The organism is Methylobacterium sp. UNC378MF (assembly GCF_900103195.1).
Lineage (GTDB): Bacteria > Pseudomonadota > Alphaproteobacteria > Rhizobiales > Beijerinckiaceae > Methylobacterium.
The window spans coordinates 159,089-177,416 of record NZ_FMWU01000001.1 but is presented as its reverse complement, the minus strand read 5'-3'; the positions used below and the strand labels follow the sequence as shown (position 1 = coordinate 177,416).

General features: G+C 75.3%; 19 protein-coding genes and 1 pseudogene. 16 read left to right on the top strand and 4 right to left on the bottom strand.

Annotated elements, in window-relative coordinates; translation table 11 throughout:
- The first annotated feature begins 7 nt into the window (after nucleotides 1–7).
- Both BLT59_RS00900 and BLT59_RS00895 read left to right on the top strand, forming a co-directional pair.
- On the top strand, nucleotides 8–655 hold the full coding sequence (locus tag BLT59_RS00900; RefSeq protein WP_091775196.1) for a hypothetical protein: 648 nt from the start codon (nucleotides 8–10) through the stop codon (nucleotides 653–655).
- Nucleotides 621–1,928, top strand: a complete 1,308-nt coding sequence (locus BLT59_RS00895) for a DNA-packaging protein (protein ID WP_175543889.1) — start codon at nucleotides 621–623, stop codon at nucleotides 1,926–1,928. The genes BLT59_RS00900 and BLT59_RS00895 overlap by 35 nt, the downstream gene beginning before the upstream one ends.
- Before the next feature lie 523 nt (nucleotides 1,929–2,451).
- Here BLT59_RS00895 and BLT59_RS00890 read toward each other — a convergent pair.
- Complete coding sequence (locus BLT59_RS00890; protein ID WP_091775193.1) at nucleotides 2,452–3,429, bottom strand: hypothetical protein; 978 nt, start codon at nucleotides 3,427–3,429, stop codon at nucleotides 2,452–2,454.
- A gap of 30 nt (nucleotides 3,430–3,459) precedes the next feature.
- On the opposite strand from BLT59_RS00890, the gene BLT59_RS00885 reads away from it, so the two are divergent.
- The 3 genes from BLT59_RS00885 to BLT59_RS00875 all read left to right on the top strand — a co-directional run bounded on the left by BLT59_RS00885 (nucleotide 3,460) and on the right by BLT59_RS00875 (nucleotide 6,752).
- Nucleotides 3,460–4,647, top strand: coding sequence for a phage portal protein (locus tag BLT59_RS00885; RefSeq protein WP_091775190.1), 1,188 nt, complete (start codon nucleotides 3,460–3,462; stop codon nucleotides 4,645–4,647).
- Between the two features lie 274 nt (nucleotides 4,648–4,921).
- Nucleotides 4,922–5,434, top strand: coding sequence for an HK97 family phage prohead protease (locus BLT59_RS00880; protein ID WP_091775717.1), 513 nt, complete (start codon nucleotides 4,922–4,924; stop codon nucleotides 5,432–5,434).
- A gap of 25 nt (nucleotides 5,435–5,459) precedes the next feature.
- Complete coding sequence (locus tag BLT59_RS00875) at nucleotides 5,460–6,752, top strand: phage major capsid protein (RefSeq protein WP_091775187.1); 1,293 nt, start codon at nucleotides 5,460–5,462, stop codon at nucleotides 6,750–6,752.
- A gap of 141 nt (nucleotides 6,753–6,893) precedes the next feature.
- Here BLT59_RS00875 and dps read toward each other — a convergent pair whose 3' ends face one another.
- From dps to BLT59_RS00860, 3 genes are all read right to left on the bottom strand, one after another.
- Nucleotides 6,894–7,439, bottom strand: coding sequence for a DNA starvation/stationary phase protection protein Dps (gene dps, locus BLT59_RS00870; protein ID WP_091775184.1), 546 nt, complete (start codon nucleotides 7,437–7,439; stop codon nucleotides 6,894–6,896).
- Between the two features lie 112 nt (nucleotides 7,440–7,551).
- Nucleotides 7,552–8,460 carry a S1 family peptidase gene (locus tag BLT59_RS00865; RefSeq protein ID WP_091775181.1) on the bottom strand — a complete coding sequence of 303 codons (909 nt, stop codon included), beginning with the start codon at nucleotides 8,458–8,460 and terminating at the stop codon, nucleotides 7,552–7,554.
- 113 nt (nucleotides 8,461–8,573) lie between these two features.
- Nucleotides 8,574–9,311, bottom strand: a complete 738-nt coding sequence (locus BLT59_RS00860) for a S1 family peptidase (RefSeq protein ID WP_091775179.1) — start codon at nucleotides 9,309–9,311, stop codon at nucleotides 8,574–8,576.
- A gap of 25 nt (nucleotides 9,312–9,336) precedes the next feature.
- On the opposite strand from BLT59_RS00860, the gene BLT59_RS00855 reads away from it, so the two are divergent.
- From BLT59_RS00855 to BLT59_RS00805, 11 genes and pseudogenes are all read left to right on the top strand, one after another.
- Entirely contained in the window at nucleotides 9,337–9,900 is a 564-nt protein-coding gene (locus BLT59_RS00855; protein ID WP_091775176.1) for a head-tail connector protein, read from the top strand.
- A 23-nt stretch (nucleotides 9,901–9,923) separates the two neighbouring features.
- Entirely contained in the window at nucleotides 9,924–10,277 is a 354-nt protein-coding gene (locus tag BLT59_RS00850; protein ID WP_091775173.1) for a head-tail adaptor protein, read from the top strand.
- Nucleotides 10,274–10,702 carry a tail completion protein gp17 gene (locus BLT59_RS00845; RefSeq protein WP_091775170.1) on the top strand — a complete coding sequence of 143 codons (429 nt, stop codon included), beginning with the start codon at nucleotides 10,274–10,276 and terminating at the stop codon, nucleotides 10,700–10,702. Before BLT59_RS00850 ends, BLT59_RS00845 begins: the two co-directional genes overlap by 4 nt.
- 11 nt (nucleotides 10,703–10,713) lie before the next feature.
- Nucleotides 10,714–11,124 (top strand): phage major tail protein, TP901-1 family, encoded by a 411-nt coding sequence (locus tag BLT59_RS00840; RefSeq protein ID WP_091775167.1) that lies wholly within the window; start codon nucleotides 10,714–10,716, stop codon nucleotides 11,122–11,124.
- Between the two features lie 5 nt (nucleotides 11,125–11,129).
- A complete protein-coding gene (locus tag BLT59_RS00835; protein ID WP_091775164.1) occupies nucleotides 11,130–11,462 on the top strand; it encodes a gene transfer agent family protein in 333 nt (110 codons plus the stop codon).
- Nucleotides 11,463–11,518: 56 nt separating this feature from the next.
- Nucleotides 11,519–11,683 (top strand): annotated as a pseudogene (locus BLT59_RS00830) (phage tail assembly chaperone); the annotation flags it as partial.
- A gap of 9 nt (nucleotides 11,684–11,692) precedes the next feature.
- Nucleotides 11,693–12,265 carry a phage tail tape measure protein gene (locus BLT59_RS00825; protein WP_091775158.1) on the top strand — a complete coding sequence of 191 codons (573 nt, stop codon included), beginning with the start codon at nucleotides 11,693–11,695 and terminating at the stop codon, nucleotides 12,263–12,265.
- Nucleotides 12,266–12,302: 37 nt separating this feature from the next.
- The gene (locus BLT59_RS00820) at nucleotides 12,303–12,944 is read left to right on the top strand and encodes a DUF2460 domain-containing protein (protein WP_091775156.1); all 642 of its coding nucleotides are present in this window, start codon (nucleotides 12,303–12,305) and stop codon (nucleotides 12,942–12,944) included.
- Nucleotides 12,945–12,958: 14 nt separating this feature from the next.
- Nucleotides 12,959–13,834: a DUF2163 domain-containing protein gene (locus BLT59_RS00815; protein ID WP_091775153.1), complete on the top strand. Its 876-nt coding sequence runs from the start codon at nucleotides 12,959–12,961 to the stop codon at nucleotides 13,832–13,834.
- On the top strand, nucleotides 13,831–14,427 hold the full coding sequence (locus BLT59_RS00810; protein WP_091775150.1) for an NlpC/P60 family protein: 597 nt from the start codon (nucleotides 13,831–13,833) through the stop codon (nucleotides 14,425–14,427). The genes BLT59_RS00815 and BLT59_RS00810 overlap by 4 nt, the downstream gene beginning before the upstream one ends.
- Nucleotides 14,415–18,317: a baseplate multidomain protein megatron gene (locus tag BLT59_RS00805; protein WP_091775147.1), complete on the top strand. Its 3,903-nt coding sequence runs from the start codon at nucleotides 14,415–14,417 to the stop codon at nucleotides 18,315–18,317. The genes BLT59_RS00810 and BLT59_RS00805 overlap by 13 nt, the downstream gene beginning before the upstream one ends.
- Nucleotides 18,318–18,328 lie beyond the last annotated feature (11 nt).

The following is an 18,328-nucleotide window of genomic DNA, read 5'->3' as shown; positions in this document are numbered from 1 at the left end:
AGCGGCGATGCCACGAGGCAGGGCCCACCCGGCCGAGCGGCGGGCGGAGGCGCTCCGGCTACTCGCCGAGACCGACTTCCCGGTCGACGTGATCGGGGCCCGCCTGGACATCAACCCGCGCACGATCCTGTCCTGGAACGTCCGGGCCGGCTGGATCCGGCCGCCGCGGCGGCGGTGGCTCGCGACGAAGCTCTGGCCCGCGGAGCGCCGTGCGGCGCTGGTCCGGCTGCTCTGCGCGCCCGGGAACGATCCCGGCGACGTCACCGCGATTCTGGGTCTCGGGCGGCTCACGCCGGAGATGATGGTCGCGGCCTTCGGGACCGCCCTGCGGCTCCCGCCGACGGCGTTGGTGCGGCCGGATCGCGGGGCGGCGACCGACCCGACGACCCTGCGGACGCATCTGCGCGCCCACATCATCCGGCAGATCGCCGCCTTCGACGCCGCGCTGAGCGCGGGGGAGCCGGCAGCGCGCGACTCCGCCCGGGTCCTGCGCGATCTCGGCGGCCTGAAGCGGCTCCTCGACACGATCGACGCGGACGGCGCGCGGAGCGCCGCGGGGGCGGGCGGCGATGGCAGCGAATCCGACCTGCCCGCCCTGCGCGCGGAGATCGCGCGCCGCTATGCTGGCTTTGTCGACCGCCGGCCAGCTGCCTGACTTCCTCGAGACCCTGCCGTCGGACCTCCTCGTGGCGCTGGCGGGCGACTGGCTGCACCAAGCGCGGCCCGACCAGCTGCCGCCGCCCGATCCGGAGCCCTGGACCACCTGGGCGGTGATCGGCGGCCGCGGCAGCGGCAAGACCCGAACCGGAGCCGAATGGGTCGATGCCCTCGCCCGGGGCGATCCCGCCTTCACGGCTGCACCGGTCGGTCGGATCGCCCTGGTGGGCGAGACGCATCTCGACGTGCGCGACGTGATGGTCGAGGGGCCCTCGGGTCTGCTCGGCCTGCCGGCGCGGGGGCGGGCCCGGCCCATCTGGTCGCCGAGCCGCCGCCGGGTCGAGTGGAGCAACGGCGCCGTCGCGCTCGCCTTCTCGGCGGAGGAGCCCGACGCGCTGCGCGGCCCGCAATTCGGCGCCGCGTGGTGCGACGAGGCCGCCAAGTGGCGCCGCCCGGACGCCACCTTCGACATGCTGCAATTCGGCCTGCGCCTCGGCGCCCGGCCGCGCAACCTCGTGACGACGACGCCCCGGCCGGTGCCGCTGATCCGGCGCCTGCTCGCCGATCCGCGCACGGTGGTCAGCCGCGCCCGGACCCACGACAACGCCGCGCATCTCGCGCCGGATTTCCTGGAGCAGGTGGTCGGGCGCTACGCCGGCACCCGGCTCGGACGCCAGGAACTCGACGGCGAACTGATCGCCGACCGGGACGACGCCCTGTGGACCCGCGCCGCCCTGGAGGCGGGCCGGGTCGCGGGCGCGCCCGATCTCGGCCGGATCGTCGTGGCGGTGGATCCCCCGGCCGCCTCGGGCGCGCGCTCGGATGCCTGCGGGATCGTGGCGGCCGGGCGTGCGGGCGGCCACGCCTACGTGCTCGCCGATGCGAGCCTCGCCCGCGCCACCCCGCAGGCCTGGGCCGGCACGGCGCTGGCGCTCTACCACCGGCTCCAGGCCGATACCCTCGTGGTCGAGGTCAACCAGGGCGGCGAGATGGCCGCCGCCGTGCTGGGCCAGTGCGATCCCGCCGTTCCGGTGACCCGGGTCCACGCCACGCGGGGCAAGTATCTGCGCGCTGAGCCGGTCTCGCTGCTCTACGCCCGCGGGCTGGTCCACCATGTCGGGGCGTTCCCGGCGCTGGAAGACGAGCTGTGCGATTTCGGGCCGGACGGCCTGTCCGGCGGGGCCTCGCCCGACCGGCTCGACGCCCTGGTCTGGGCGCTCACGCACCTGATGCTGGAAACCCGGGCGGCGCCGCGGATCCGGCGGCTGTGATCAGGGGGCTAAAACAATACGGCGCGCTTCTGCAAGAAGCGCGCCGGAGTCGGTTCGTGGTCTCTGGAACGAACTGAATCCTGTATACACAATGTCGTGCGCCAAATCTGTAGCGATCCGGACACGGCGTGCCGTCCTGTCATGGGAATCGCCACCGCACTTCTACGTATTGCACGGCTCCGACGGGCGGATCGGGGCCCATATCGGGCGCGCCGCAGGCGAGCCCGGACCGGGAGCACACGCCGGAGGCGGGCAACCCGGAACCGCTGCCCGTGCCGATTCTGACGCGTCGGCGTGTCCGGGTCCCGGGGTTTGCTGCGCAGTCCCGGAATGACGGGGAACCGGCTGCGCAGGCTCGCGGGACCGATCCTCGGCAACCGGGCGCCCGGTCGGCGGGACCGCATGGCGGACGAAATCAGGCAGCTAAGGACGGGAACGACCGGGATCAGCGCGATGACGCGTTCGGGCGCCTGCGCCCCGTCCATCGGAACCTTCGTCGGTCCCGACAATCGAGAACAGGCGGTCACGGCGGCGCGGTCAGGCTCCGCAGGGCGGCCCGCACGTCGGCGAGGGCGCCGACCAGGGCGTAGCAGGCGAAATCATGCGATCCGGCGGCGGCGTTCGCCACCCGGAAGCGGCAGCTCAGGCGGTTCGCACCGGCCTCGGCCTCGACCGCGAAGCCGGGCCGCGGCCCATCGGGTTCCTGTTCGGGCGGGCCCGGGGCCCAGACCGCCAGGGCGTGCGAGCCTTCGGGCGTCGCCAGAATGACGGGATCCGGCCGCGCGCCCGGTCCGGGATCGAGGGGCGCGATCCCGCCACTCGCCGGGTCGAAGCGCCAGGCCGTCGAGAATTCCGCCGGCACGGCGGCGGCCAGGGGTTCGAGCCGGAGCGCCGCCGCAGGCTCGGCCAGGTCGAAGCGGGTCTGCACCTCCACGGCGTTGCCGAGGCCCGGCAGGCCGAGGGCGATCCGCTTGTGCAGGATCACCGCCGGGACCGCGGTGGCCGCCGCGCGTGTCGGGCAATCGGAGGGGGGCTCATCGGCCGGATCGGACGGCCCATCCCAGGCCATGCGGGTCTCGGTCTCCGCCCAGCTCCGTCCGGCCCGTAAGGTGCGGAGCCGGCGGGCGGCGGGCTCGCCGGTGGCGTCCTGCGGGGTGCCGGCTTCGCTCGCCCGGCGGCAACCGGTCCCGGTGCCGACCTCCGCCCGCGCCTGCAGGGCGTCGCCCGGTTCCGTGTCGGCCAGGAAGGTGACGCCGTCCCAGGTCAGGGTGTCCACCGCCCCGGCGACCCGCCGGGACAGGCGCAGGCTGATCTCCGACCGTCCGAAGGGGCGCGCCAGGATCAGGGTTCCGTCGGGTTCCGGCCAGACGGGTCCGGGTGCGGGCGCATCGCCTGCCCAGGCCGAAGCGGCGAGGAACGCCGCGACGAGGCCGCCGAGACGGGCTGCGCGGGAGCGCGCCCGGAACCACGTCGGGGGCCGTCTGGGAAACCGGGGCTGCATCGCGTGACCATAGCTCAGGAACGGACCGGCATGTCGACCCTCCTCGAACGACTGGCGCGGGTCGCGCGCCGCGCCACCCGCGGCCCGGTGCTCGCCACCAAGGCCGCCGCCCCGGCCTTCGCCCTCTATGCCGAGGGCCGGGCGAGCTGGACGCCCCGCGACCCGGCGGCGCTCGCCCGGGCCGGTTATCAGGCCAACCCGGTGGTCCACCGCGCAGTGCGGCTCGTCGCCGAGAGCGCCGCGCGCCTGCCGCTCATCGCCACCGGCCCGGGGGCCGAGCGGGCGGGGGACCTGCTGGCCCTGCTGGCGCGGCCGAACCCCCGGGAGAGCGGCACGCATCTCCTGGAGACCGTCTATGCCGACCTCCTGCTCACCGGCACGGCCTATCTGGAGGCGGTGAGCCTCGACGGACGGCTCGCGGCGCTCCAGACCCTCCGGCCCGGCCGCATCCGGATGCTGCCGGGCCCGGACGGCTGGCCGGCCGCCTACCTGTACACGGCGGGCGGCCGCAGCCGCCGGTTCGATCTACCCGAGCCCGGAGCCGCCGTGGCGCCGATCCTGGCGCTGGCGCTGTTCCACCCGGAGGACGAGGCCGGCGGTCTCGCCCCGATCACGGCGGCGGCCGCGGCCCTCGACATTCACAACGCCGCGAGTGCCTGGAACAAGGCGCTGCTCGACAATGCCGCGCGGCCGTCCGGGGCCCTGGTCTTCGCCGGGGCGTCGCTCTCCGAACCGCAATTCGACCGGCTGAAGGCTGAGCTGGAGGCGAACTACCAGGGCGCCGCCAATGCCGGCCGGCCGCTGCTGCTGGAGGGCGGGCTCGACTGGAAGCCGCTGGCGCTCTCGCCGCGGGACATGGATTTCGTCGATGCCAAGAACGCGGCCGCCCGGGAGATCGCGCTGGCCTTCGGCGTGCCGCCGCTGCTGCTGGGCCTGCCCGGCGACAACACCCACGCCAACTACGCCGAGGCGAACCGCGCCCTCTACCGCCAGACCCTGATCCCGCTCGCCGCCCGCACCGCGCAGGCGCTGGCCGGCTGGCTGGAACCCGCCTTCGGCGCGGTCGACCTGGAGCCGGACCTCGACCGGGTCGAGGCGCTGGCCGTCGAGCGGGAATCCCTCTGGCGCCGGGTGCAGGCCGCCGACTTCCTGTCGGTAGCCGAGAAGCGGGAGGCCGTGGGCTACCCGCCCGCGATGCCGCGAGCGCCGGATGCCTGACCGGGCGCATCCTCCCAGCCCGTCTGCGCCTCGCGGGAGAGACCTCGCTGCCTCGACGCCGGCCTCCCATGGATCCGCATCGTCATTCCGGACGCCGCGAGCGAGCCCGAACCCGAAGGGGCGCGCCGGAGGCGGGCAACCCAACGCACCGTCGCTGCAAGGCCTGCCGCCGCGGCGGGTCGGGATGACGATGCCCGCCAGCGGCCTTCTCGTCCGCGGCGGGAAAGCCGCCGGTCCGTCCCGCACGACCCGTTCCGCATTCGAGGATCCCGCCATGGACGGCCATTTCACCGGCTATGCCAGCGTCTTCGGCGTGCCCGATCTCGGCCGCGACGTGGTGGTGCCCGGCGCCTTCGCGTCGAGCCTTGCCCGGCGCGGCGCCGCGGGCGTGCGGCTCCTGTTCCAGCACGATCCGGCCGAGCCGATCGGCCGCTGGCTGTCCCTCCGGGAGGATGCACGCGGCCTGTTCGCGCACGGACAGCTCAACCTCGCGGTGCAGCGCGCCCGGGAGGTGGACGCGCTGCTGCGCGGCGGCGGCCTCGACGGGCTGTCGATCGGCTTCCGCACGCTGCTGGCCCGGAAGGGCGCCGGCGGCGACCGCCGGCTCCACCAGGTCGACCTCTGGGAGATCTCGCTGGTGACCTTCCCGCTGCAGCCGGGGGCCAGGGCGAGCCCGAGCCCCGCGCCGGATCCCGAGGCCGACGCGATCCGCGGCCTCGCCGGTCTGATCGCTCCGCTCCGTCCCGCGACATCCGCCGTCCGGCCCCAGCCGGCCGCGCGGCCCTGACTTCCACCCCGTCGACGAGGCCCCGATGCACGCCCAGACCCCGTTTGCCGATCCCGCCTGCACGACCACCCGCGGCCTGCCCGCGCTGGAGAACAAGGCCGCCCGGCCCGACGACGCCCCTGTCCGCTCGGCCCTCGACGAACTCGCCGCCGCCTTCGCGGCGTTCAAGGAGACGAACGACGCCCGGATCGACCAGATCGAGGGCCGCCTCGGCGTCGACGTGGTCACTGAGGAGAAGCTCGCCCGGATCGACGCGGCCCTCGACGCCGCCCGCACCCGCCTCGACCGGATCGCCCTCGATCGCGCCCGGCCGCCCCTCGGGCAGCCGGACGCCCGGGAGACGGGGGCCGCGCACGAGCACAAGGCTGCCTTCGACCTCTATGTCCGGGCCGGCGAGAGCGCCGGCCTCAAGCGGCTGGAGGCCAAGGCGCTGTCGGCTGGGTCCGGGCCGGACGGCGGCTATCTCGTCCCCGACACGATCGAGCGGACCGTTCTGACGCGCCTCGGCCAGGTCTCGCCGATCCGCGCGATCGCCAGCGTGCAGCAGATTTCGGGCTCCCAGTACAAGCGCGCGGTCTCGGTGGGCGCGCCGGTCACCGGCTGGGCCGCCGAGACCGCGCCGCGGCCCGAGACCGCCGCGCCGGCCCTGTCGGAGATCACGTTCCCCGCCATGGAACTCTACGCCATGCCGGCCGCCACCCAGACCCTCCTCGACGATTCCGTGGTGGATCTCGACGTGTGGCTCTCGGCCGAGGTGGAGACCGCCTTTTCCGAGCAGGAAGGCGTCGCCTTCGTGTCCGGCAACGGCGCCAGCCGCCCGCGGGGCTTCCTGAGCTACGACACGGTCGCCAATGCCGCCTGGGTGCCAGGCAAGCTCGGCACGATCGCCACCGGGGCGGCCGGGGCCTTCCCCTCCGCCAGCCCGGGTGACGTTCTGTTCGACCTGATCTACGGGTTGCGGGCGGCCTACCGGCAGAATGCCGGCTTCGTCATGAACCGGCGCACCCAGAGCGCGATCCGCAAGTTCAAGGATTCGGAGGGCAACTATCTCTGGCAGCCGCCGCTCGCCGCCGGCCGCGCCGCGACGCTGGTCGGCTTCCCGGTCACCGAGGCCGAGGCGATGCCGGATCTCGCCAAGGACAGCCTGTCGGTGGCCTTCGGCGATTTCCGGCGGGGCTATCTGGTGGTCGACCGCACCGGCATGCGCGTTCTGCGGGACCCGTACTCGGCCAAGCCCTACGTGCTGTTCTACACCACCAAGCGCGTCGGCGGCGGGGTGCAGGATTTCGACGCGATCAAGCTGCTGAAATTCTCCTGAGCGGCCCCGGACACTTCCGCGGGCTGGCGAGTCAGGAGGGGCGGCCGCAGCCCGCGCACAGGGAGAGGCCGGCCCGGCCTCGCGGCCGGGCCTCTCCGTTCCTCGGGTGACGCCCCGCCAACGGGCGGGGCGCCGCGGCCGTCAGCGGCCGGAATTGCCGTCGCGCAGGGTCCCGGTCGGCTCCTGCACGTGGGCCTCGAGGAACCAGAGGTGCTTGTCGACCGCCCGCGAGATCTCGGTGAACAGGTCGGCCGTGTCGGGATCGCCCGCCTCGTCGGTCTCGTCGATGTTCTGACGCACGGCGTTGGCGTAGGCGGCGTAGCTGTCGATCAGCGCGGCGATATGGTCGGCGATCGCGTAGATGCCGGTCGGGTAGGCCGGAAGCTTGGTGCGCTCGGCGACCGCCTGGGTCGAACCGAAGGCCGTGGCGCCGAGCTGGACGGCCCGCTCGGCGACGCTGTCGTTCAGCTCGTCGAGCTGGGTGCGGAACCCGTCGAGCATCTCGTGGACGCCGATGAATTGCGGGCCCTTGAGGTTCCAGTGGGCCTGCTTGATCGCGAGCGCGAGGTCGATGCCGTCGGCGAGCCGCGCGTTGAGGGCTTCGATCGAGACCTTCTTGGCGTTCGAATCGGTGTTGTTCCGGGTCTTGTGGGTCCGGGGGGTGTTGCTGGTGCCAGTGTCGGCCATGCTCTCGCTCCGTGCGGCGGAAAGGTTCGGATTCGAAAGTGTCGATGCGGCCCCGGGTTCCCGTCGGCGCGCAGGATCCAGGGATGCCGACAGGTTCTGGCTGGGACGGCCCCTAGCGGCGGCCCGGGCGGGCCATCCAATCGGACCGGCCGCCGCGGGGCAGGGCCTCGCCGACCTGGATCCGCGACAGCTCCGCCGAGCGCGCGGCGATCCAGCCGGCATGCTCGGCCACCGGCGTCACGGCGGTGAAGCCGCCGCAGGCGGTCCGGCGCGCGCCCTGTTGCAGGGCGCCGCTCGACCAGCTCACCACGCCGACGATCCGGTAACCGCCCGGGCCGCCGGTCAGGATCGGACCGCCGGAATCGCCGAGACAGGCTCCGGCCCCCGAGGTCTCGGCCATCCGCCGCCGGTCGGTCACGACGGTGACCCGGTTGGCCACCTGCAGCGAGCCGATCGACACGAGGTGGGCGAGCCGCAGGATCCGCGCCGAGTTCCGCCTGTTCTCGGCCACCACACCGAAGCCCGCGATGTCGACGGGTTGGCCGTCGCTGATCGAGGCGGCGCCCCGTGGATCGAGGGGCACGTAGTCGTTGCCCAGGGGCCGTTCGAGCTTGAGCAGCGCCAGATCGACGCCGGGCTGGTCCTCGGGGGTCGTCCCGGGCACGAAATCCGGGTGCATGGTGGCGGCGATCACCGAGGTCCGCTGCTGGCGGAAGCCGCGATCGACGCTGATCACCGTGTAGCCGGCAGGCCGCATCACGCAATGGGCCGCGCTGAGCACGAGATCCGGGGCGATCAGCGTCCCCGAGCAGATCTCGCCCTCGGTGCTCTCGATCCGCACCACGAAGCTGCGCGCGCCGTTCGGGTCGCGCGTCGTCGTGCCGTTGATGACCGCCGCCGCGGGCGCGGGGAGCAGGCCCGACACGGCGCCGAGCAACGCCGCGCCCAGCAATCCGGCCCCCAGTCCGCCGCGCAGGCTGCGCTCGCGAAAACCGGCCTTTCGGAACGGGCGAGGGGACATCGGGAACTCCGGGCGCGCGGCCTGCGCGGATGTGGGGCGCCGGATGCGGAGGCGGCGCGGGTTGAGCCTAGAGCAAGGCAAGTGCCCGGCCAAGCTGAGGTTCCCTGCCGGCGCTACTCCGACCAGCGCGCGGACCGGCCCCAGCCGCCGAGCACGCGGTCGATCCAGCCCCGCTGCGGGCCGACCAGGACGCCCTGGGTGAGCCCGCCGCAGGCACCGCCGATCCAGGCCGAGAGGGCCAGCACGGCCCCGTCCGGTCCTGCGATCGGGCCGCCGGAATCCCCCTGGCAGGCGCCGCCGCCCGCGCCCTTCAGCCAGACCAGGATGCGGCTCGGCCCGTAAGGCTCGATCACCGGCAGGCCGAGGCTGCGATAGGTGCCGGTGGAGCGCGGGTCGCCGGGCTTGGCCGCGCCGTAGCCCGACAGGGTCAGGGTCTCGCCCGCCCGTGCCGGGGCGGCGCTCAGGGTCACGGGCGCGAAGCGCGCCGGCAGCGGCGTCGCGGTGCGCAGCAGCGCGAGATCGATGGAGCGCCGCCGGGCCGCGGCCGCGCCGGCATCGAAGCCCGGATGGAGCGCCTGGGCGGCGACGTCGACCAGCACCGGCGCGCCGGCGGCGTCGCGGAAATGGACGCGGTGCTCCCGCGCGTCGGCCAGGCAATGGCCGGCGGTGAGCACCGTGTCGGGGGCGAGCACCACGCCGGTGCAGACGCCGCCCTTCGACGACAGGACCATCACGGCCCCGCCGGCCGGCGCCTCGGTGCCGCCGACGATCGCCCGCGCCGGAACGGCGGCGAGCGAGAGGGCCGCCGCCAGCGCGGCGCAGCGCGCCGTTCGGCGCTTCGAGATCGGCATCGGACCACCTGCAGAGAGACGCGCGATGATCCCGTTACGCATCGAGGCCGCCGCCGTCGAGCCGGTGAGCGTGGCCGAGCTGCGCGCCTACCTGCGCTTCGACTCCGACGCGGGCGCCGACGAGGACGGGCTGCTCCAGGCGCTGATCCGTGCGGCCCGCACGAGCCTGGAGATCGAGACCCGCCGGACCCTGATCCCGGGCCGCTACCGGATCGCCCTCTCCGCCTGGCCGCCCGACGGGCAGGTGCCGCTGCCGCTGAGCCCGCTGGTCGGGCTCCTTCGCGCCGGCTTCGCCGAGCCTCCGGGGGGCGTCACCGACCTCGCCGCAGGACTGGTGCGCCTCGGCCCCGATCCGGGCGAGGCACCGTCCCTGCTGGTCGACCCCGCGGCGCCGGATCCCGCCGGCCGCACGATCCTGATCGAGGTCGCCGCGGGCTACGGCGGCGACGGGCCGCCGCTTCCCGAGCCCCTGCGCCTCGCGATCCTGCGTCTCGCCGCCGCCCGCTACGAGCGTCGCGGCGACGAGCCCGACGCCGCGCGCACCGACGCCGCCGGCCTCGCCGCGCCGTTCCGGCGGCTGCGGCTGTGATGCCCGTTCCCGGAGCCGTTCCGATGGCGTTCTCGTCGAGCCACGCTTCCCTCGGCGCACGCCGCCGCCGCTTCGTGCTCGAACGGCCCCTGGAGGAGCCGGACGGGTTCGGGGGCGTGCTGCGCCGCTACGTGGCCGGCCCGGTCCTGTGGGGCGCCATCGCCCCGGCGGGCCTGGTCGACCGACCGGCCGGCGGCCGCACCGACACGCTGCCGGCCTACCGCATCACCCTGCGGAGCCGGGCCGACCTCGACCCGACCATGCGCCTCGCCGCCGGGCCACGCCGCTTCGCGATCCGCGCCGTCACCGAGCCGGATGGCCGGGGCCGCGACCTGATCTGCCACGTCGAGGAATTGCCCCGGGAGGGCCGGTCATGAGCGACCCGAGCCCGCTCCTGGCGCTGCGCGCCGGCCTGATCGCCCGCTTCGCCGCCGACGCCGCCCTGGCCTCCCTGCTGGGCGGGCGCGTCCGGCTCTACGACGAGCCGCCCCGGGCCTCGCTCCCGGTCTACGCGCTGTTCGGCGATGCCGAGATCACGGACGAATCCGTCGACGGCGCCGAGCGTCACCGGCACAGCCACGGAATCGTGGTGATCGCTCAGGCCGGCTCGGTGCGCACCGCCCTCGACGCCGCGGCGCGGATGGCGGCGCTGCTCGCCGACGCCCCGACGCCCCTCGTCCTGCCTCTTGCCGGCTGCCGGCTCGTCACCCTGCGGGTGCGGGCCGTCCGCGCCCACCGCGACGTCCGGACCGGCGAGGCCCGGGCGAGTCTGACGGTCGAGGCCGTCACCGAGAATCTCTGAGGAGGGTGCCGATGGGCGCGCAGAAGGGGAAGGACCTGCTGATCCGGGCCGGCGACGGCGCGGGCAGCTTCGTGGCGGTGGCGGGCCTGCGCAGCCGCCAGATCACCCTCAACGCCGAGACCGTCGACGTCACCAACGCCGATTCCGCCGGGCGCTGGCGCGAACTGCTCGCCGGGGCCGGGTTGCGCCGGGCCGCGATCGCCGGCTCCGGCGTGTTCCGCGACCAGGGTTCGGACGCGCGCCTGCGGCTGCTGTTCTTCGAGGGCGCCGTCGAGGCGTTCCAGATCGTGATCCCGGCCTTCGGGATCCTGGAAGGGCCGTTCCAGATCGCGAGCCTCGAATACCGGGGCGACCATGCCGGCGAGGTGACCTTCGACATGAGCCTCGAATCCGGCGGCGCGCTCGCCTTCACGGCGGCCTGAGCCCCATGGCCAACCGCATCCGCGGCGAGGTGCTGCTCGCCCTCGGCGGGCAGCGCTACACCCTCTGCCTCACCCTCGGCGCGCTCGCCGAGCTGGAGGCGGCGCTCCAGGCCGGCGATCTCGCGGGCCTGGCCGCACGTTTCGCGGGCGGGCGCGTCTCGGCCCGCGACCTGATCGCCCTACTCGGCGTCGCCCTGCGGGGCGGGGGCCACGACCTCGACGACGCGGCCGTGGCGCGGCTGCCGCTCGCGGGCGGGCTCGACGCCGTCTCGACCGCCCTGGGCGACGTCCTGGCGGTGGCCTTCGGGGAGGCGCCGGGCCCGGCAAACCCTCCCTAGAGCCGGACGCGGAGGCTCCGTCCCCGCATCCGGCTCCGGGTACCTTCCCATGGGACGACGCCCTCGCGCTCGGCCTCGGCGTGCTGGGCTGGCGGCCCCGCGACTTCTGGTCGGCGACGCCGCGCGAATTCGCCGCCGCGCTGGGCCGGCGCGCCGGGCCGGAGCCCCTGACCCGCGCCGCCCTCGCGCGGCTGCTGGCCGCCTATCCCGATCCGACATGAGGCACCGCCATGGCCGAGAGCGAGACCGACCCGCAGGCCGACGACCGGATCCGCCAGCTCGAGACCATGGACCGGCTGGCGCAGAGTTTCGGCCGCAGCCTCGACACCGCGCTGACCCGCGGGGCCGCGTCCGGACGTAGCCTCGACGGCGTGCTCGGCACGATCGGGGCGCGCCTCGCCGGCGTGGCGACGCGGGCGGCGGCCGGGCCGATCCAGTCGGGGGTCGCGGGCCTCATCGGCGCGATGCTGGGCTCGGGCTCGGAGACCGGCTTCGCCCGGGGCGGCGTGTTCCGGGGCGGCCGCGTCCAGCCCTTCGCCGCCGGCGGAGTCGTGGCCGCGCCGACCTACTTTCCCATGGCGGGCGGCACCGGCCTCATGGGCGAGGCCGGGCCGGAGGCGATCCTGCCCCTCGGCCGCGGGCCGGACGGCCGCCTCGGCGTCGCCGCGGGCGGCGCCTCGGCCCGGCCGGTCTCCGTGACCGTCAACATCGCGACCCCGGATCCGGGGGCTTTCCGCCGCTCCGAGGCACAGGTGACCGCGAGCCTCGCCCGGGCGGTGGCGCGCGGCCAGCGGGCGACGTGAGCCTGTCCGCCGCCTCGATCCAACCGCCGAGTGTGCCATGGCCGACGACTTTCACGAGGTGCTGTTCCCCCTCGACGTGTCCCTGCGTGCCGGCGGCGGTCCGCAGCGGCTCACCGAGATCGTGACCCTGGCCTCGGGCCGGGAGCACCGGAACGGCCGCTGGGCCGATTCCCGCCGCCGCTACGACGCTGGGTTCGGGATGCGCGGCCTCGACGCCCTGCACGCGGTGCTGGCCTTCTTCGAGGAGCGGCGCGGGCGGCTCTACGGCTTCCGGTTCCGCGACCGGGTCGACGGCCGCTCCGGGCCGCCCGGCCGGCCGATCGGGCCCCTCGACCAGCCCCTCGGCACCGGCGACGGCACCGCGGCCGCCTTCCCGCTGATGAAGACCTACGGCGCCGGCTTCGCGCCCTACCGCCGCCGGATCGCCAAGCCGGTGGCGGGCAGCGTCCGGGTCGCGGTCTCGGGCCGGGAGATCGAGCCGGGCGCCTTCGCCTGCGACCCTACCACCGGCCTCGTCACCTTCGCGCCCGGCCAAGCCCCGCCACCCGGCGCGGCCGTGACGGCGGGCTTCGCCTTCGACGTGCCGGTCCGCTTCGACACCGACGCGCTGACCATCGACCTCGCCGCCTTCACGGCCGGGGAGATCCCGAAGGTGCCCCTGGTCGAGATCGTGCCCTGAGGAGGCGGAACGCCATGCGCGACATCCCCGAGGCCTTCGCGGCCCATCTGGCCGGCGGCGTGACCACCCTGTGCCGCTGCTGGTCCCTGCGGCGGCCGGACGGGCTCGCCCTCGGCTTCACCGACCACGACCGCGACCTGGCCGTTGCTGGCCTCGTCCACGCTGCCCGCACCGGGCTCGAGGCGGCCGAGGCCGGCGCCGAGCTGGGCTTCGCGGTCTCCGGCGGCGACGTGGCCGGGGCGCTCAGCAGCCTCGGCCTCACCGAGGCGGACATCGCCGGCGGCCTCTACGACGGCGCCGCGGTGGAGACCTGGCTGGTCGACTGGGCCCATCCCGAGACGCGGCTCCTCCTCGACGTCGCCACGATCGGCGAGGCGCGCCGGGATGGGGACGCCTTCGTGGCCGAGCTGCGCGGCCTCGCCCACCGGCTCGGCGCCGAGCGGGGCCGCACCTATCGGGCCACCTGCGGCGCCGATCTCGGCGATGCGCGCTGCCGGGTGGACCGCGCCGCCTGGACGACCACCGGTCGCGTGACCAGCGTGCCGGAGCCGGCCACGCTCGCGGCGACGCTCGCCGGTTCCTTCGCGGATGGCCTGTTCACCGGCGGGCGGCTGACCTGGACCGCGGGGGCCAATGCCGGGCTCGCGGCGGATGTGCGCCTCCAGCTCGGGTCCCTGATCGAACTCTGGACCCTGCCGCCCCGGCCGGTCGCCGTCGGCGACGGGTTCAGCCTCACGGCCGGGTGCGACAAGCGTCTCGCCACCTGTCGCGACCGCTTCGCCAACGCGGTCAACTTTCAGGGCTTCCCGCACATGCCCGGCAACGACGCGGTGATGCGGGCGGTGCCGGGGTCCGACCACGTCCTCGACGGCGGGAGCCTGTTCCGATGAGCGCGATGCGGCGGGATATCGGCCAAGATATCGGTGTTGCGGCGCTCGGGGAGGCGCGCCTGTGGCTGGGCACGCCCTACCGCCATCAGGCCTCGCTGCGGGGCGTAGGGTGCGACTGCCTGGGCCTGCTGCGCGGGGTCTGGCGCGGGCTCTACGGGGACGAGCCGGAGGTGCCGCCGCCCTATTCCGGCACCTGGGCGGAATCGGCCGCGCCCGGGACCGACCCCCTGACCGAGGCGGCCGCCCGCCACCTCGTGCCGGTTCCCGGATCCCTGGCGGGTGCGGCGCCGCGGCCGGGCGACGTCCTGCTCTTCGCTTTCCGCCGCCACCTGCCGGCCCGCCACTGCGCCATCGCCACCGGCGACAGCGCGATGATCCACGCCCACGACGGCGCGGTGGTCGCCGAGGTGGCGCTCACCGGATGGTGGCGCCGGCACGCGACGGGGGTGTTCCGGTTTCCGCAAGTCCCATCAGGCCGCCGCGGCGACGCGACGTCCGACCTGCAGCCCCGCCACGGTGACCATCGGGACCGTCGAGACCGGCGAGTCGATGGCGAACAGGTCGATCTCGGAGCCCCACCATGGCGACGCTGATCCTGTCCTCGGCCGGCGCGGCCGTGGGCACCGCCCTCGGAGGCCCGGTCGGCGGCATGGTCGGGCGGGCGCTCGGCTCGGTCGCGGGCGCGGCGCTCGGCGGCGCCCTGTCGGGGTCCGGGCGGCACACGCGCTTCGTCGAGGGGCCGCGGCTCGCCGACGTCGCCGGGCTCACCTCCACGGAGGGCGATCCGATCCCCCGGGTCTACGGGCGGGCGCGGATCGGCGGCACCCTGATCTGGGCGACCCGTCCGCTGGAGGTTGCCAACACCGCGGTGCAGCGCGCCGCCGCCCCCGCCAAGGGCGGGCTGGCGGGCAGCCCGAAGACCGTCACGACCCGCTACAGCTATTTCGCCAATCTCGCGGTCGGCCTGTGCGAGGGCGAGATCGCCGGCGTCCGCCGGATCTGGGCGGACGGACGGGAGATCGACCAGGTCGGCCTGACGCTGCGGGTCCATACCGGCGGCCCCGGCCAGGCGCCCGATCCGCTGATCGTCGCCAAGGAGGGCGCGGAGAACGCGCCCGCCTATCGCGGCCTCGCCTACGTGGTGTTCGAGAACCTGGCCCTCGCCGCCTTCGGCAACCGCGTCCCGCAATTCGCCTTCGAGGTGATCCGTCCGGTCAACGGCCTGTTCGAGCGGGTGCGCGCCGTCGACCTGATCCCCGGCGCAAGCGAGTTCGGCCTCGATCCGGACCGGGTCACCGTCGATCTCGGGCTCGGCCGCACCGAGGCCGCCAACCGCCACCAGCTCCAGCGCGGCACCGACGTCGTCGCCTCCCTCGACGCTCTCCAGGCGCTCTGCCCGAACCTGCGCCGGGTCGCCGTGGTGGCGACGTGGTTCGGCACCGACCTGCGCGCCGGATCCTGCCGGGTGGTGCCGAAGGTCGAGACGGCCCGCAAGCGCGCCCTGCCTGAGGATTGGTGCGTCGCCGGGATCACCCGCGACCGCGCCGAAACGGTCTCGACCCTCCCGGACGGCAGCCCGGCCTATGGCGGCACCCCCGCGGATGCGGGGCTGACCCGGCTGGTGGCCGAGCTGGCGCGCCGGGGGCTGGCGGTGTCCCTCTACCCGTTCGTCATGATGGACGTGCCGGCCGGCAACGCGCTGCCCGACCCGCACGCGCCCGGCGCCGCGCAGCCCGCCTATCCCTGGCGCGGCCGCATCACCTGCGATCCTGCCCCCGGCCGCCCGGGAAGTCCGGACGGGACCGCCGTGGCCGACGCGCAGGTCGCGGCCTTCTTCGCGAGCGGGTACCGCGACGCCGTCCTGCACTACGCCGACCTCGCGGCCGGCTGGGCGGCCTCGGGCGCGCCGCTCGCGGCCTTCGTGATCGGCAGCGAGCTCGTCGGCCTCACCCGGGTGCGCGGCGAGGCCGGCTACCCGGCGGTGCGGGCCCTGCGCGACCTCGCCGCCGCACTCCGCGAGCGCCTCGGCCCGGCGGTCACCCTGGTCTACGGGGCGGACTGGACCGAGTACGGCGCCCAGGTCGGCGACGGCGGCGCGACGGTGCGCTTCCCCCTCGACGACCTGTTCGCCGATCCCAACATCGGCGCCGTCGGGATCGACTGGTACCCGCCCGTCTCCGACTGGCGCGACGAGCCGGACCACGCCGACCTCGCAGTGGCGGGCGACATCGCCGACCGGGCCTATCTCAGGGCCCGGGGTGCGTCCGGCGAGGCCTTCGACTGGTACTACGCCGACGCGGACGACCGGGCCGCCCAGCGCCGCCGGCCGATCACCGACGGCGCGGCCGGCAAGCCCTGGCTCTACCGGGCCAAGGATCTCGTCGCGTGGTGGTCGAACCCGCACGTGGAGCGCGACGGCGGCGTCGAGACCCGCACCACCGCCTGGGTACCGGCCGGCAAGCCGATCTGGCTCACCGAGATCGGCGTTCCGGCGGTGGACAAGGGCACCAACGGTCCCAACGTCTTCCCGGACCCGAAATCGTCCGAGAGCGCCCTCCCACCGGAATCCCGGGCCCTGCGGGACGAGCTGATCCAGCTCCGCGGGCTGGAGGCGGTGATCGCCCGGTTCGACCCGGCCGCGCCGGGCTTCCGGGAGGCCGACAACCCGGTCTCGCCGGTCTATGGCGGCCGCATGGTCGATCCCGACGGGATCTTCGTCTGGGCCTGGGACGCGCGGCCCTTCCCGGCCTTCCCGACGGTCCGGGGCGTCTGGGCCGACAACGCCAACTGGCGGGTCGGCCATTGGATCACCGGGCGGATCGAGGGCTGCGACCTCGACCTGCTGGTCCTGAGGATCCTCGCGGATTTCGGATTCGACGCGCCGGTCTCCGTGGAGGCCGCCGCCTATCTCGACGGCTACGTGATCGACCGGCCGCTCACGGCGCGCGGCGCCCTCGAGACCCTGGCGCAGGTCTACGGCCTCGACGTCTCGGCGGTGGCCGGGACTTTGCGCCTGCGCGGCCCGCGCCGGGATCGGCCTGTCATCCTGGCCGAGGCCGACCTCGTCCGGCTGTCCGAGGACCGGCCGGTCCTGCATCAGGTCCGGGCCGAGGAGAGCGCCCTGCCGCGCTCCGTGGAACTCGGGATCACCGAAGCCGAGAGCCCGGATTACCGCCGCGCCACGGCGTCGGCCGTGCGGCCCGCCGGCCTGCGGCGGCGCGAGACCCGGATCGAGGCGGCGATCGTCACCCGCCGCGAGACCGGCGACGGGCTGGCCGAGGCGCTGCTCGACCGGCTGATCGCGGCCCGCGACAGCGCGGTGTTCACGCTGAGCCCGCGCCGGGTCGAGCTGGAGCCCGGCGACCTCCTGGCGGTGCCGGCCGACGTGCCCGGCGGCACGGTCCTGCGTCGGATCGACCGGATCGACGACGCGCCCACGGGGCGCCGGATCGAGGCGAGCGGCGTTCCGCCCCGGGCAGGGCCCGGGCGCGGGCTGCCCCGCCAGATGGCCCAGGCGGCGGTGGCGCCGCCCACGTTTCCGGGACCGCCGCTCGCCCTCGCCCTCGACCTGCCGGTCGACCGCGGCGACCCGACGATCCTCCAGTCTTGCGCGGTGGCGGCCGAGCCCTGGCCCGGCGCGGTCGCGATCTGGCGCGCCGCGGGCGACGGGCCGCTCGCCCTGCACCGCATCGTCGACTATCCGGCCTGCCTCGGGCGCACCCTGTCGGCGCTGCCGGCCGGCCCGCTCTGGCGGATCCAGCGCGACGTGCATCTCGACGTCACCCTGCGGCGCGGCGTGGCCCTCGCGTCGATCGGGGAGGGGGCGATGCTGGCCGGGGGCAACCTGTTCGCCCTGCTCGGCGCCGACAGGGCCGTGGAGCTGCTCTGCGCCGCGCAAGCGGTCCTGACCGGCCCCGACACCTACCGGCTGTCCGGTTTCCTGCGCGGACTCGCGGGCAGCGAGGCGGCGGCGGGGCGCGTCAGCCCGGCGGGGAGCCTGATCGTGCGCCTCGACGACGGCGCCGTGACGCCCCTCGTCGAGCGGGTCGACGAGGTCGGCCGCGCGTTCCGCTACCGGATCGGGCCGGCGGACAGCGATCCGGCCGATCCGGCCTTCACCGAGATCACCGCCACGGCCGGCCTCGCGGCGCTGACGCCGCTGCGGCCGGTCCACCTGCGGGCGCGGCGCGCGGCGGACGGGGTGCGGCTCTCCTGGATCCGCCGGGCCCGCCGCGACGGCGACGCCTGGGAACCGGCCGAGATCCCGCTCGACGAGCCGGAAGCCTACGCCGTGACGGTGTTCTCGACCGCCGGCACGGCCCTGCGGACGTTCCGGGCCGAGGCCCAGCATTGTCTCTACGCGGACGAGGCGGCCGATTTCGGCGGCGCGCAGACGCATCTCGACGTCGCGGTGGCGCAGATTGGGCTCCTCGCCGGCCCCGGCCCCGCCTGCCGCGCCCGCATCCCCGTCCGCTCGGCCTGACCGCCCGGGAG